The sequence below is a fragment of the Cyclonatronum sp. genome, from assembly GCF_022565315.1.
In the GTDB taxonomy this organism is placed as follows: Bacteria; Bacteroidota; Rhodothermia; order Balneolales; family Cyclonatronaceae; genus Cyclonatronum.
Genome location: NZ_JAIUMX010000039.1, coordinates 1 through 13,252 on the forward strand (window position 1 = coordinate 1; position 13,252 = coordinate 13,252).

At 54.1% G+C, this 13,252-nt stretch carries 13 protein-coding genes; 4 read left to right on the forward strand and 9 right to left on the reverse strand.

The features are described 5' to 3' along the window. From LAT75_RS08045 to LAT75_RS08055, 3 genes are all read right to left on the reverse strand, one after another. A partial coding sequence (locus LAT75_RS08045) for a hypothetical protein (RefSeq protein ID WP_291482132.1) occupies window positions 1-1,964 on the reverse strand: 1,964 nt, incomplete at its 3' end. A 50-nt stretch (window positions 1,965-2,014) separates the two neighbouring features. Continuing rightward, a complete protein-coding gene (locus LAT75_RS08050) occupies window positions 2,015-3,115 on the reverse strand; it encodes a DUF305 domain-containing protein (RefSeq protein WP_291482133.1) in 1,101 nt (366 codons plus the stop codon). 114 nt (window positions 3,116-3,229) lie between these two features. After that, window positions 3,230-4,318, reverse strand: coding sequence for a Fic family protein (locus LAT75_RS08055; RefSeq protein WP_291482134.1), 1,089 nt, complete (start codon window positions 4,316-4,318; stop codon window positions 3,230-3,232). A 213-nt stretch (window positions 4,319-4,531) separates the two neighbouring features. Between LAT75_RS08055 and LAT75_RS08060 the strand changes: the two genes are divergently transcribed. Then, window positions 4,532-5,401: a restriction endonuclease gene (locus tag LAT75_RS08060; protein WP_291482135.1), complete on the forward strand. Its 870-nt coding sequence runs from the start codon at window positions 4,532-4,534 to the stop codon at window positions 5,399-5,401. Between the two features lie 147 nt (window positions 5,402-5,548). Here the strand turns inward: LAT75_RS08060 and hutU are convergent, their stop codons facing one another. Beyond that, the gene (hutU, locus tag LAT75_RS08065; RefSeq protein ID WP_291482136.1) at window positions 5,549-7,207 is read right to left on the reverse strand and encodes a urocanate hydratase; all 1,659 of its coding nucleotides are present in this window, start codon (window positions 7,205-7,207) and stop codon (window positions 5,549-5,551) included. Between the two features lie 257 nt (window positions 7,208-7,464). On the opposite strand from hutU, the gene LAT75_RS08070 reads away from it, so the two are divergent. Beyond that, window positions 7,465-7,755 (forward strand): HigA family addiction module antitoxin, encoded by a 291-nt coding sequence (locus tag LAT75_RS08070; protein ID WP_291482137.1) that lies wholly within the window; start codon window positions 7,465-7,467, stop codon window positions 7,753-7,755. A gap of 124 nt (window positions 7,756-7,879) precedes the next feature. Here the strand turns inward: LAT75_RS08070 and LAT75_RS08075 are convergent, their stop codons facing one another. Continuing rightward, window positions 7,880-8,080 carry a DUF2892 domain-containing protein gene (locus LAT75_RS08075; protein WP_291482138.1) on the reverse strand — a complete coding sequence of 67 codons (201 nt, stop codon included), beginning with the start codon at window positions 8,078-8,080 and terminating at the stop codon, window positions 7,880-7,882. 39 nt (window positions 8,081-8,119) lie between these two features. Beyond that, entirely contained in the window at window positions 8,120-8,554 is a 435-nt protein-coding gene (locus LAT75_RS08080) for a DsrE family protein (protein WP_291482139.1), read from the reverse strand. A gap of 267 nt (window positions 8,555-8,821) precedes the next feature. Between LAT75_RS08080 and LAT75_RS08085 the strand changes: the two genes are divergently transcribed. After that, window positions 8,822-9,478, forward strand: a complete 657-nt coding sequence (locus LAT75_RS08085; protein ID WP_291482140.1) for a DUF2459 domain-containing protein — start codon at window positions 8,822-8,824, stop codon at window positions 9,476-9,478. Window positions 9,479-9,502: 24 nt separating this feature from the next. On the opposite strand, the gene LAT75_RS08090 is transcribed toward LAT75_RS08085, so the two are convergent. After that, window positions 9,503-10,123, reverse strand: a complete 621-nt coding sequence (locus LAT75_RS08090) for a DUF502 domain-containing protein (RefSeq protein ID WP_291482141.1) — start codon at window positions 10,121-10,123, stop codon at window positions 9,503-9,505. 154 nt (window positions 10,124-10,277) lie between these two features. On the opposite strand from LAT75_RS08090, the gene LAT75_RS08095 reads away from it, so the two are divergent. Beyond that, window positions 10,278-10,910: a DJ-1/PfpI family protein gene (locus LAT75_RS08095; protein WP_291482142.1), complete on the forward strand. Its 633-nt coding sequence runs from the start codon at window positions 10,278-10,280 to the stop codon at window positions 10,908-10,910. Here LAT75_RS08095 and LAT75_RS08100 read toward each other — a convergent pair. Together LAT75_RS08100 and LAT75_RS08105 are read right to left on the reverse strand one after the other, a co-directional pair. After that, window positions 10,903-12,198 carry an ATP-binding protein gene (locus LAT75_RS08100; RefSeq protein WP_291482143.1) on the reverse strand — a complete coding sequence of 432 codons (1,296 nt, stop codon included), beginning with the start codon at window positions 12,196-12,198 and terminating at the stop codon, window positions 10,903-10,905. The genes LAT75_RS08095 and LAT75_RS08100 overlap by 8 nt on opposite strands. Window positions 12,199-12,304: 106 nt before the next feature. Next, on the reverse strand, window positions 12,305-13,222 hold the full coding sequence (locus LAT75_RS08105; protein ID WP_291482144.1) for a mechanosensitive ion channel domain-containing protein: 918 nt from the start codon (window positions 13,220-13,222) through the stop codon (window positions 12,305-12,307). Window positions 13,223-13,252 lie beyond the last annotated feature (30 nt).

The window sequence follows — 13,252 nt, forward strand, 5'->3', positions numbered from 1 at the left end:
ACTTTTTGTCCGTTGGAGGATCGTGCTGCCAGTCCCTCAGCTTCGGTGGCCAGGGCAAGCAGTGCCTGCCGCTGTCCGCTGCCGTTCAGCTGCTCGGCCTGCGCCAGTCCGCTGCGGATGCCCGTAATGCTTAGCATATCGAGCTCACGGTTGCGCTCCAGCTGATCGAGGTACGCCCGTACCAGCGGCATGGAAGCCGGCCACACAAATTTGGGCTGACCCTGCGGGTTGAAGTAGCGCAGCCTGACCGTGTTGGCCGCATCAATCTCGTTTTGGGTGATGAACTCACTCGGAATCATCTCAAAAATATCCAGACCGCGGGCGATTTCAGAATTGATGAGCAGGCCGTTGTACCAGTAAATCGACCAGCTTCCGCCTACGATCAGCCGCTCATCGGTGATGGGGCCCCGGTCGTGAAAAGCCATCTCAACCGGATTCGCCGGGTCGGTGAAATCGAAGATGTTTACCCCGCCCTGATACCAGCCCTGCACCATAATATCGCGGCCGGGTACCGGAATAAGCGAGCCGTTGTGCGCCACACAGTTTTCCTGATGCGTTTGCGGAGCCGGAATTTTGAAGTAGCTCTGGAAAACCATCCTGCCGTCTTCAATGGTGAAGATGGCGTTTGCGCCCCACTCCATCGGGTCGGTGTCGCGGCACTTGGCCTGCGTGCCGCCGCCCCACTCATCGGTGAACACCACTACGGTGCCGTCGTTGTTGAAGGTTGCTGAGTGCCAGTAGGCAAAGTTGGAGTCGGCCACGGCATCAAGCCGGAACGGGTTTGCGGGATCGGTGATATCGAGCAGGATGCCGTAGCCCTCACAGGCACCGCCGGCCAGGCCGACCTCGGGAAAGAGCGTGATGTCGTGGCACTGATTCGGCCCGTGATGGCCGGTGCGGCCGCGGGAGGCCATCATGGTATTGAGGCGGTCCTGAAGCTCATCGCGCAGCTGCAGGCTGTCGGCGGCAGTAGGGGTTTCACGCCCGTTTTCGGCGGCGATATCGTTCAGAAAGCTGTTCAGCCAGCCGCCGCGGATCACCCGCTCAAGGCCGTTAATCTCAGCAATAAAGGCACCGGCTGCGCGGGCTTCTTCAATTTGGGCCAGCTCGGTCGGGGCATGACCGTGCACCGGGGGCGCGGTGAGGTCTTCAAAAATGCGGGGGGAGGAAACAATCTCAGCCAGCTCGGGGTTGGCGAGCGGCACTTTGATGACCTCAATCCGGAAGAGGGCGGAGTCAGGATCTTCATCGGGGAAGGCTGCTGAACAGCCCGGAAGCTCTTCCTCCGGACGCACAGGCGCTGAGCCGGAAACGTACACGTAGATGTTTTCGTCATCGTTCGGATCAATCAGCAGCGAATGCGTGTGCGAGCCGCGGCAGGTCTGCACATTGGCCACATAAGCCGGATTCCGGATGTCGGTGATGTCGAAAATCCGGATGCCGCGCAGGCGCTCTTCACTCACCCGCTCCGAAACACCCTCCGTGCCGCAGTCGAGGCGGCCTTCAAGACCTTCACCCGAAACAAACAGCAGATTGCCGTACACCGAAACATCGCTCTGCGAAGCCGGACACAAAATCTCGTTCACCAAAACCGGATTGGCCGGGTCGCTGATATCCCAGATGATGATGCCGTTGTAGTTGCCCTGAATGGCGTAATTGTCTTTAAACGCAAGATCGGTGTTGAACGAACCGATGAAATCGCGGGGCGAAGGCTTGGTGGAAATCATCCGCATGTTCCAGATGGTTTCTTCGGCATCGAAAAGGCCGGGCGCCAGACCTACGCGCGGATCGGGGGAGGGGGCGCTGAGCTGATGGATGGGCGTGAGCTGCGGCTCGGGGACCGGCACAGCGGCCTGATCAGCGGACATTCCGGCGCAGCCGGCGAGCAGGAAAAGCCCTGCAAGGGAAAATGCCGGTGCCGAAAACAGACGGCGGAACCCGGCGGAAAAAGTATCAGTGGTCATAGGAGTTGATTCGTAGGTGTTAGTAGTGAAAGCAGAGTAGTAAGTAAAAATCAGGGGTGATGCGGGTGATGTCCGCTGCCGTGCCGGTTTTCCGGCGCGGGGGGTGTTTCGTGATGATGGTGGTGGTGAGGCGCCTCTCCGCTGCTGCCCGAGCCGGACTGCGGGTTCCGAAGCCGGGCCTGCTGCTCCTGAAGCTCGCGCAGCGGTTCAGGCACATCGAAGCCCATGCGCTCGAGCATCTGCCGCATCATCGCGATTTCGGTAACCTGCTCGGCGTAAATATCCACCGCGAGCCGGTACGATTCCAGGTCGGTGCCGGCGCCGTCGGCCATGAACAGCTCATTCACCATATACACCGCGCCCTCGTGATGCTCAATCATGTAGGTGAGGAAAAGCCGGTCGAACTCACTGTCGCGCGCGGCGGCAAGCTCCTCAAGCTGCGCCTGCGTGAGCATGCCCGGCATGTCGTCGTGATTGTGCCCGTGCCCGTGCCCGTGATGTCCGTGTGCAGTTGCAGGGGGATGTGTTTCGTGCCCTTCCGCATGCTGCTGATGGTGTTCGTGCTCACTATGATGATGGGCTTCGTGACCGGAATGATGCTCAGAAGCGTGGTCATGGTCCTGATGAGGCGCGTTCCCGCTGTGGCCCGCCGGCTGCTCCATGCTCACATGCATTTCAATACCTTCGAAATGCACAAGCGGCACTGCCTGAGCCCGGTCGCGCAGCCATTGCTGCATAAGCGCGATTTCATCCTGCTGCGCATTGATGATGCGGGCCGAAAGCCGCTGCACCGCCGGGGAGGCCCCGTTAGCGGGCGACAGCCGCGACATGATGAGCGCCTGTGCGTGATGCACAATCATATCGGTCATGAAGTCCACATCGGCCTGTACAAAATTCTGACGCGAGGCATCGAGCCGCTGCCAGTACAGGGCCTCAAGCTCGCTGAGGTCACCGCGATCCGCCTGTTGGGTATTTGCAGGCTGCTGCTGCTCATGGTGATGATGACCGTGCTGCGCATGGGCCGCTACAGCGGGGAAAAGCAGGAGTCCGCCCGTCATCACAATAAACAGCAGACCGGCGCTCGTGCCGGCACGGAAAAACGGCAGCCCGGGGCGGAACCGGCTGCTTTTAGGGTTGCAGAGTAAATTCACAGTTGTGTTAGTAGAAGTAGTTGATAGGAATGGCTAAAACCAGAAAAAGTCAGAGTTATGAGATTACTCAAAACCCGCGGTTTATGCAAAGCCGGAAACACCCGGAAAATGAAATCAGACGGGCTCGCCGGAAAGGATGCGCAGGAGGCGCCCGTTGAAATAATAGTTCTCCCGGCCTTCTTTTGATTTTGTGAGATAACCGGCCTGCGAAAGCTCTTCAAGATATTTAGCGGCTGTAGGACGGCTGACCTTCAGGTCGCGCTGCAGATGGGAAATTTTGCTGTACGGATGCCGGAACAGGTGATTGATCAGATCCTGACTGTAAAACGGGAACTGCTGCCGGATCCCAAGCTTGTAGGTTTTCATAAGATCACGCATGCCAGTGATGACCCGAATGGTATCCCGCGAAGTTTCAGCTACGCCCTTCAGCATGAAAATAAGCCAGCTTTCCCAGTCCTCATCCGTGCGCACCCGCTGCAGCAGCCTGTAATAATCCGGCTTATTCTGAACAATGTAGCGGCTAAGGTACAAAATGGGGATATCGAGCAGCTCCTGCTTCACGAGGTAAATCATATTGATGATGCGCCCGGTGCGGCCGTTTCCGTCATAAAAACGATGGATGCTCTCAAACTGATAATGGATGATGGCCATTTTAATGAGCGGGTGAAGCCGGCTCATTTCATCATCATTAATAAATTGCTCAAGGTTGGCGAGGGCCTTTGTGATGTCATCTTTGTGCTGCGGGGGAACAAAAACAATTTCTCCGGTAGCGGGATTGGACAGATGCGTGCCAGGTAAAGCACGAATACCCGCCTGATTGTCTTCCAGGATTTTCTGTATGGCGATGATATGCCTGATCGTTAAAAGGCCGTCTTTTTTGATGAGCCGGAAGCCTTCCTCCAGCGCTGCGGCATACCTGCTCACTTCCTTCGTTGCCTGATCTGTTACCGACTCTTTCAGCAGCTGTGACTTAAACAGTGCATCCTGCGTGGTCACAATATTTTCGATCTCTGAAGAATCACGGGCTTCCTGCAGGGGCAGCGTGCTGAGCAAAATCGTTTGATTAGGCATCGTCTGCGAAATGCCCTTGAGCTCAGCAAGGTACTGCTGTGCGGAAATCGTAGCCCGCAGCACAGCTGTTGTCTCAATTTCGGCATCCGGCGGCAGCGGTTTCCAGATCCATTCATCAGGAAGATGAATCATAATTAATGGAGATAAAGTTGACAGGTTGGCACTAACATATAAAAAAATCCCGAATTTCTTTACACGTCAGGGAAGATGTATAAAGAAATCGGGATTTTTTGGGGGGATGAGGATTCAGTTATTTTATTTAGATTGAAAAATAACCTTCATTAGTAGTTAAGTCAGTTAAGCCGTTTAAAAGCACTCCATAACCTGAAATCAGACAGTCAAAAAATGAGCAGAAGAAAAAAATCGCAGGCTGAATTTGTAAGGTGGTTTGGGCCATTACTCGATGCTTTGCGTGAACTTGGAGGTTCAGGCAGACCCAGAGAAGTTTCAGATAAAATTGCTGAAAGCTTAAAGGTACCCGAAGAGGAGCGCGAGGAGGTGTTGCGGTCGGGACAGAGCAAGTTTCATAATCAGGTTGCATGGGCACGGCAATATCTTGTTTGGGAAGGTTGTCTTGATTCTTCAAAGCACGGCATTTGGGCGCTAACACCAAAAGGGGAAGCCGCGCAGCTCACTATGGAACAGTCGCGCGCGATTTTTTTGAAGTGGGTTGATATTCACCGAAAAGCGAGGAAGCCGCAATCCGGTGCAAACATAAAGAATGAATTGCCTGAGGAGGACGGAAGCAGCGCCGATACAGGTGAAAAAACGGATCTGCTGGAAGTATTGCAAAGCCTTACGCCGCAAGGTTTTGAAAAGGTATGCCAGCGGTTGCTGCGGGAGTCCGGATTTGAAAATGTAGTTGTAACCGGACAGTCACATGATGGCGGAATCGACGGGTACGGAACCCTTGAACTTAATCCGTTTGTAAGTTTTAAGGTGCTGTTTCAGTGCAAGAGATACAAAGGAACCGTGTCACGGGCTCAGGTTGGGGATTTCAGAAATGCAATGATAGGGCGTGCAGAGAAAGGCATCATAATGACGACCGGCACCTTTTCATCAGATGCAACAAAAGAGGCAAGCCGTGACGGAGCGCCACAGGTAGAATTGGTGGATGGTGAAAAACTGGTTGAAATGTTCCAGCGGGCTGAGCTTGGGGTTAAGCCAAAAGTTATCTATGAAGTTGACCTTCCTTTTTTTGAGCCCTATATGTGAACGGTTTAGACACCCGCCCCCTCCCACATATAAAAAAATCCCGGATTTCTTTACACGTCAACCGTGATGTATAAAGAAATCGGGATTTTTTTGGCAGATAGCTGCGGCCGGTTTTGGAAACTTCACCCGTCATCCACCCAAAAAAACTCACCCGATAGAGGGTAGGTCCACGCCGCGGGTTTTGGCGGTTTCGATGGCGAGATCGTAGCCTGCGTCGGCGTGCCGCATTACGCCGGTGCCGGGGTCGGCGGTGAGTACGCGCTGCAGGCGGCGGTCGGCCATTTCGGTGCCGTCGGCCACGCTCACCATGCCGGAATGGATGGAGTAGCCGATGCCCACCCCGCCGCCATGATGCAGGGAAACCCAGCTCGCTCCGCAGGCCGTGTTGAGCAGCGCATTCAGCAGGGGCCAGTCCGCAATGGCGTCGGAGCCGTCGAGCATGCCCTCGGTTTCGCGGTTAGGGGAGGCCACCGAGCCGGTATCCAGATGGTCGCGGCCGATAACGAGCGGCGCCTTGACCTTGCCCTTTTTCACCAGCCAGTTAAATTTGAGGCCCATCTCGGCGCGCTCGCCGTATTCCAGCCAGCAAATGCGGGAGGGCAGCCCCTGAAAGTGCACGCGTTCGCCGGCATTTTTAATCCAGCGGGCGAGGTGTTCCTTTTCGGGAAAAGTTTCGAGCACCGCTTTGTCGGTTACCGCTATATCGTTGGGGTCGCCGGAGAGGGCCGCCCAGCGGAAGGGTCCGGAGCCTTTGCAGAAGAGCGGACGAATAAACTCCGGCACAAAGCCGGGGATGTCGAATGCCTCGGATTTGCCGCGCAGGTCAGCCACATGACCCCGCAGGTTGTTGCCGTAATCAAAAGTAACGGCGCCTTTTTTCTGATAGGCCAGCATGGCGTCGATATGGGTGCACATGCTGTCGAGCACAGCGCTTTCGTAGGCGGGATAGTCTTTTTCCCGCAGCATTTCGGCCTGCTCCAGGCTCATGCCGGCGGGGATGTAGCCCAGCCTGAGGTCGTGCGCGGAGGTCTGATCGGTGAGCACATCAATCTGAACATCGCGCCGGAGCAGCTCGGGCAGCACTTCGGCAATATTGCCGACCAGCCCGACCGAAAAGCCGCGTTTTTCCGCTTTGGCTTTTTGCACTTTTTCGAGGGCTTCATCCAGCGAGTAGGCGATGTCGTCGCAGTAGCGGTCGTGTACTCTTTTGAGGATGCGGCTTTCGTCAACATCCACCCCGAGGAAGGCCCCGCCGCAGAGGGTTGCGGCCAGCGGCTGCGCGCCGCCCATGCCGCCGAGTCCGCCGGTAACTACGAGGCGCCCCGCCAGAGTACCGCCGAAATGTTGCCGTGCGCATTCAGCGAAGGTTTCGTAGGTACCCTGCAGAATGCCCTGCGTGCCGATGTAAATCCAGGATCCGGCCGTCATCTGTCCGTACATGGTGAGCCCCAGCGCCTCGAGCCGGCGGAACTCCGGCCAGGTTGCCCATTTCGGCACCAGCTGTGCGTTGGAGATGAGCACCCGCGGTGCTTCTTCGTGCGTGCGGAAAACGCCAACCGGCTTTCCGCTCTGCACAAGCAGGGTTTCGTCGTTTTCGAGCCGTTTCAGAGTTTCCACAATTTTGTGGTAGGCGGCCCAGTTGCGCGCGGCCTTTCCGCCGCCGCCGTACACGATGAGGTCTTCGGGCCGTTCGGCCACTTCCGGATCGAGGTTGTTCATGAGCATCCGCATGGCGGCTTCCTGATGCCAGCCTTTACAGCTGAGCGTGTTACCGCGGGGCGAGCGGATGGTTTTCACTTGTTCCATGAAATCAAAAGTTTGTTGAATGAAAAAAAAGAGGAAATCCGCCGGAGGGATCCCGATTGTCCGTAAGATAAGAAATGCAGTGCGGAAAGCGCTTTTTTAAATGGCGGAGAGCTTTAGGGAGAGGGGCGGAGCGGACTGTTACGGGCCATAAATTCACCGGTAAGAAGTTATTGGTATCAGACTGAGCTTTGAGAGCCTTGCCCGGAGTTTAAAAACTTATATTTAAATCATTTCCCAAAAAGCAAAGGTAAATCATCATGATTCCAAAAAACAGAATAAGCACACATCCCGGAACCATCCTGCTTAAAGAATATCTTGAACCTTTGGGGCTTAGCCAAAAAGGGCTGGCGGATCATTTGGGGATACCCGTTCAGCGGGTCAATGAAATAGTGAGGGGCAAAAGAGGAGTTTCTCCGGAAACAGCCTGGCTGCTGTCAGAAGCGTTTAATACAACTCCTGCGTTTTGGCTGAATTTACAGTCCATGCACGATTTGTCTTCAAAACGTCCTGCGAGACATGTTAAACCTATTACAGCTGCTCAGCTATGAGCTGTATTTCCTGTGAAGCCCGGCTATTGTATTTTTAGTTGTTTCTACACAAAAAAAGCCTCCGAAAAATTCCGGAGGCTTTGTATTAATTTCATGTCAGGCAATATTTTAGGCAGGTTTCCCGCTAATTTTTGCAGGTCTTGATGCCAAAGGGTGCGTACAGCGGGCAAAAAGAAATGACGCTCGTTGCCACAAACACGCCGGCAAAAACGAGCAGTACGATTCCGAGGGTGCCTTCGATTACGCCGGTGAAAAATAATGCTGCGACAACAAGCGCAACGACGATGCGGATTGCTTTATCCGCGGTTCCCATGTTTTTAGTCATAATGTGCAGGTGTTTTGGGGTTATGGTTGGGTTTGGTGTCTAAAAGGAAAAGTACCGAACGTGCGGCTGCTTCATATAGGCAGCTACTTCCGGCGGACGTGCCGTGCCTACGCCTTCGAGGAGGTCAGCGGCACTCAGGTGCTCACGGTTGGGCAGGTAGATGCCGCAGACTTCAACCGTAGCCCCGTTGTTCATCAGGTTCATCAGCAGCTGCTTCGGAGAGCGGTCAGCCGGTTTGAAAGCCGGGGATTCGGCGTTTTTCAGGGCAAGGTCGCCGGCTTCACTGCACAGTAAAATGCGGACCGGAACATCCTGATTGAAGGATTGTGTGGCAAGAACGAGAGCCATCATCTGCGTTTCGGCATCACCGGAGGTGAGCACGACGAAGAGTTCATCCTGCGGATGATTGTCAGAGGCAAAGGTGAGCGGCGCAAAAGCAAGTACCGCGAGGGAAAGGATCAGAAATAGTTTCATGAGAGTGTATTACCGTTTGTTTATATAGTTGATTAAGTATAGCGGTTTAATAATCGAATATCAATATTAAATTAAGCCGCGGCAGGTTAAGATGCGGCAAATACAATAAAGCGGTAAGTACAGCGGTTGAGGTCACTTAATGCCAGGGAAGTGAGAAAAAACTCAGAGGCGCACACATCATCCAAAAATTTATCATCTTGCAGCTGTGCCCGCCATTCACCGAAAAGAGTCCTCCTCCAAACCGGAAATCAGCAATTCATCCATCCCATGAAAAAATCCTCCACCTATTTCCGCCTGCTTCTTTTGGTGCTTTTTTCTCCGGTGATGGCATCCTGCGCCTCATCCAACCCGGATTTGTTCCCGCCCGCAGCGGATGCCGAAAAGGTTGAGGTGCAGATGGTACGGCACGGCTGGCACGTCGGCCTCATTTTACCTGTCGATGAAATCTTTGAAGAGGTGATGCCGGCCGGGCTTCATCTGAGCGCATCACACCGCTATATCGAAATCGGCTGGGGCGACCGCGACTATTATATGGACCCCTCACCCGGCCTCTGGACTACCATCAAGGGCGGACTTTTCCCGACGCGCTCGGTGATTCATCTTGCCGCTTACAGCAGGCTGCCGCTGCAGCACCTTGAGCGGATTGAAATCCGCATTTCAGCAGAAGGATACCGGCTGCTGTTGCAGCAAGTGGCCGGGTACTTCACGACTGAAGAAGGCGAAGTGCTGATACTGGGTGACGGCCTCTACGGCGATTCCCGTTTCTATGCGGCATCCCCCCGCTATCACCTGTTTCAGAACAGCAACAAATGGGCGGTGCGTAAGCTGCGTCATGCCGGTTTGCCGGTGCGTTCCGCTTTTGTGATTACCGCATCGCAGGCCGTAAGAAAAATATCGCGTCACGGGGCGCATATCGGGGATTAAGACGCTGCGCTTGTGCCGCTCAGCTCAGGGGGTGCTTCGGTCAATATCGGATAGCTCTTTGCCAAACCCGGCCACACCGCCGGAAACGATGAATTTCATCACATCCCCGGAAGGCAGGTCGAGCGGACGAACCTGAGTTGCGGGTACGATGAACATCTCCCCCGAAAAATTATAGGAGTGCGGAAAATAGACGGCAACCTTTTCGCGCTCATTCAGAAAGTGCAGGTCCTCTTCGGTCAGGAATCCCATTTTTTCCAGATTGGTAACCGGATTCACCAGCACCAAAACGGGTTTGTTGAATTTCTTTTCGGTGCCGATAAGGGAAGAAAACAGGTCTGAAAAAGCCGAGTACACAATGTTCAGAATCGGAATTTTGGCAACAAGGCCTTCCAGCCAGGTTTTGAGCGGACGCCCGACGAAGGTCTGTCCAAAATATCCCAGCAGGATGAGCACCAGAATGCTGGCCAAAAATCCAAGTCCGGGAATCACGGGTCCCACAAACGACTGAAGCGCCACCCGCAGCAGGCCATCAATAAACAAAAACAGGGCAATCAGGATATAAAAAGTGATGGCGAGCGGGGCGATGTAGAGCAAACCTTGCAGGAAATAGCGCAGCAGCGTTTTGGGAACCGATAAGTTTTTCATCTGAAAAAGTGAATTCGTACTATAATTTTATAGCATTGAAATTAGCAGGATTTAAGGGTGATGCAAACCGTTGCCTTAACCGCAGGAACCAATCTTTTGAAGCCGATGACCGGTTTCCGAACCCGTGAAATGCAGCATGCGCCAAAGCGAAAACATGAAAACCAGATCCGTTGCCATCCTTGTTTACCCGGGCGCCGAGGTGCTCGATTTTGCCGGTCCTTTCGAGGTTTTTTTCACCGCAGGCCGGCTTTCGGAACGTGCCGGGCTCCCGCTGCCTGCGTTCCGGCCGCAGCTCGTGGCTGAACATGCGGGGCCGGTCGAAACGCGTCCGGGTTTTACCGTAACGGCCGCATCAGGTCTTGAGGACCTGCAGCAGCCGGATCTTGTGATTATTCCCGGCGGGGTGCACGAACCACAGCTCAAAAACACCCCGCTGATTGAAGGTATCAGGGCGCTTTATGATGGGGGGAGCATCCTTGCTTCGGTCTGCACCGGCGCCTTCCTGCTTGCTGAAGCCGGATTGCTGAACGGGCAAAGCTGCACCACCCACCACGAAGATATCCGGGACCTACAGCAGCGCTACCCGCAGCTTCGCACCTTCGAAAACCGCCGCTGGGTCGCGGCAGAATGCGGCCGCATTTTTACCTCAGCCGGCATCTCAGCGGGGATCGATCTAAGCCTGCACCTTGTAAGCCGCCTTGCCGGCGGCGGGCTCGCGCGGATTACGGCTGAGAACATGGCGTATGGGTGGGATAGGGGAGCTTCACCGGAATCCGAGATTACTTGAAGCGGAAGCCAATGGCGTACAAAGGGATGTTGTGAAGCCAGTCTGAGGTTTTGTGGACTGAGAGTGAAGTCCGCAAAGCAATTCGGGGCTGATAGCGCTCTTGGTAAACCAGCAGGCTTTTTGCCTTGAGATTTTCTTCTGCCTTTACCTCAACAGGAATAATGTCTTCCTCTTTTTGAACCACGAAATCAACTTCTGCAGCGCCCTTCTTGGCCGACCAGTAATACAAAGATAAATCCGGAACAGCTGTGAGTTCCTGACAAACAAACTGCTCAGTCAGCGCACCTTTGAATTCGGTGAAAACCGTACTTCCCTGCAGCAGCGTTTTGACGGGCAGATTTCCCATAGCACCCAAAAGGCCGACGTCATGAAGGAAAAGCTTGAAGGCCGAAAGATCTTCATAGGCCTTCAGCGGGAGGTGCGGTTTTGTTATGGCATGAACTTTCCGGACCTGCCCGCAGTCGGTCAGCCAGGCGAGCGCCATTTCGAAATCTTTGGCACGGGCGCCTTCTTTGATGTGCGCATAAACGAATTTCCGCCGCTCCTGCGCAAGCTGACTCAGCACAGAGTTCCAGACCATTCTGATGCGGGATACCACCGCAGCCGGGGCGTGTGTTGAGAAGTCCTGTTCGTATGTGAGAAGCAGGGCCTGTTGTATTTCCCGCACCTCATCAAACCGCTCTGATGCCGCAAAATGGAGCACAGCTTCGGGCATGCCGCCAACAACATAGTATGAGCGCAGCAGCCGGGAAAGCTTGTCATGAAGCGCGGTAAGTAATGGATAATTCAGCCTGTTCAGTGCTTCGCAAAGCTGATCATGACCCAAGGCGAGCAGAAATTCTTCGAAGTTCATCGGGTGCAGGTCAAGAAACGAAACCTTGCCTACCGGAAAGGAAACAGACTGATGCAACGCAACGCCCAGCAGTGATCCGGCGGCAAGGATGTGGTAATCAGCAGCCTCTTCATAAAAATATTTCAGCGCGGTGATGGCTTTCGGGCACTCCTGAATTTCATCAAAAATCAGAAGGGTTCGTCCGGGTGTAATGGAAGCGTTCGAATCCGTTTCGATAGCCCGAATGAGGTCCTGTGGATTCATGCTCTGATCAAACAAACCTTTCAGGTGAGGCTGTCGCTCAAAATTGAGATACACGGTCTGCTCAAAGTGAAGCTCACCAAAATGCTTCATAAGCCATGTTTTGCCGACCTGCCTTGCACCGCGTACAATTAGCGGTTTACGGGAAGCTTTACTTTTCCAGTGAATGAGTGACTGAAGGGCAAGACGTTTCATGAACCTTTGGGTTAAAAATGCCGGATATCCGCTAATCTAACATTTTTTCCCCCGAAAAAGTGTAACATCTCACACTTTTTCCATCGAAAAAGTGTGGTTGCTGCTGCTAAGCTTCTTTCCCGCCTCTCTGATCGTGCAGCCGCACAGTGCTGAATGCGTAGCGGATATCCGGCTCGGCACTGAATTTTTCAAGCAGATCCAGACTGATGGCCTGTTCCGTAGAGCGGGTTTTGCGAACCGGGCACAGGTAGCGGGCCGTGAGCAGAATGCCGTTTTCCCGGACGGTCACAAAAACGGCCGGGGTGAGAATGCTGAATTTCAGCATGAAGTTTTCCTGCGCCTGTACAAGGGCCTGCTGAGCTTCGTGCACATAAATTTCAGCGTGCTTCTCCAGAACCTGCGCGAAAAGTTCGCGTGCTTTCCGGTGGTTGGAGTCGTAGGTGATGGTTACGGGCAGCTCGTGCCAGATAAACGGAAAGCCGCTCGTGTAATTCGCGACCGGATCGCTAAAAACCTTACTGTTCGGGATATGGATGATGCGCCCCGTGCTTTGCTCCGCATCAACGCGGTTTCCGATTTCAATGACGGAAAAGGTGAACAGCCGCTTGTCGATCACATCACCCTTCACCCCGGCAACCTCGATACGGTCGCCCATTTCGAAGGGCTGCCTCACGATGATGTAAATCCACCCGGCAAGGTCGGTGAGCAGCTCCCGCAGGGCAAGCGCAAGGCCGACCGAGAGCAGACCCAGAAAAGTAGCAATGGACTGAAACCCCTCAAACCAGATTTTACCGATCAGGAAAATACCGATTACAAAAAAGGCCTGCGTGGATAAGCGCTTGAAATTGTAGTGTACGGCCGGAGACTTGCTCTTCCAGTAAACCAGCGCGATAAACACATAGCGAAGCAGCAGCAGTACCAGAATAACGAGCAGGCTGTGGAGCAGGTTTTCGGAGATGCCGACGGAAGTTCCGAGATAATCGGAGACCTGCTGAGCAATTTGACGAAATTGTTGAGGAATCATGCCTTAAGGTACTGCACAGCCTTAGCTTTT

Bases quoted from the DNA above. Each gene is read 5' to 3' on its own strand.
- LAT75_RS08055 (WP_291482134.1), bottom strand. From the start codon at position 4,318: ATGATTCATCTTCCTGATGAATGGATCTGGAAACCGCTGCCGCCGGAT.
- LAT75_RS08060 (WP_291482135.1), top strand. From the start codon at position 4,532: ATGAGCAGAAGAAAAAAATCGCAGGCTGAATTTGTAAGGTGGTTTGGG.
- hutU (WP_291482136.1), bottom strand. From the start codon at position 7,207: ATGGAACAAGTGAAAACCATCCGCTCGCCCCGCGGTAACACGCTCAGC.
- LAT75_RS08070 (WP_291482137.1), top strand. From the start codon at position 7,465: ATGATTCCAAAAAACAGAATAAGCACACATCCCGGAACCATCCTGCTT.
- LAT75_RS08075 (WP_291482138.1), bottom strand. From the start codon at position 8,080: ATGACTAAAAACATGGGAACCGCGGATAAAGCAATCCGCATCGTCGTT.
- LAT75_RS08080 (WP_291482139.1), bottom strand. From the start codon at position 8,554: ATGAAACTATTTCTGATCCTTTCCCTCGCGGTACTTGCTTTTGCGCCG.
- LAT75_RS08085 (WP_291482140.1), top strand. From the start codon at position 8,822: ATGAAAAAATCCTCCACCTATTTCCGCCTGCTTCTTTTGGTGCTTTTT.
- LAT75_RS08090 (WP_291482141.1), bottom strand. From the start codon at position 10,123: ATGAAAAACTTATCGGTTCCCAAAACGCTGCTGCGCTATTTCCTGCAA.
- LAT75_RS08095 (WP_291482142.1), top strand. From the start codon at position 10,278: ATGAAAACCAGATCCGTTGCCATCCTTGTTTACCCGGGCGCCGAGGTG.
- LAT75_RS08100 (WP_291482143.1), bottom strand. From the start codon at position 12,198: ATGAAACGTCTTGCCCTTCAGTCACTCATTCACTGGAAAAGTAAAGCT.
- LAT75_RS08105 (WP_291482144.1), bottom strand. From the start codon at position 13,222: ATGATTCCTCAACAATTTCGTCAAATTGCTCAGCAGGTCTCCGATTAT.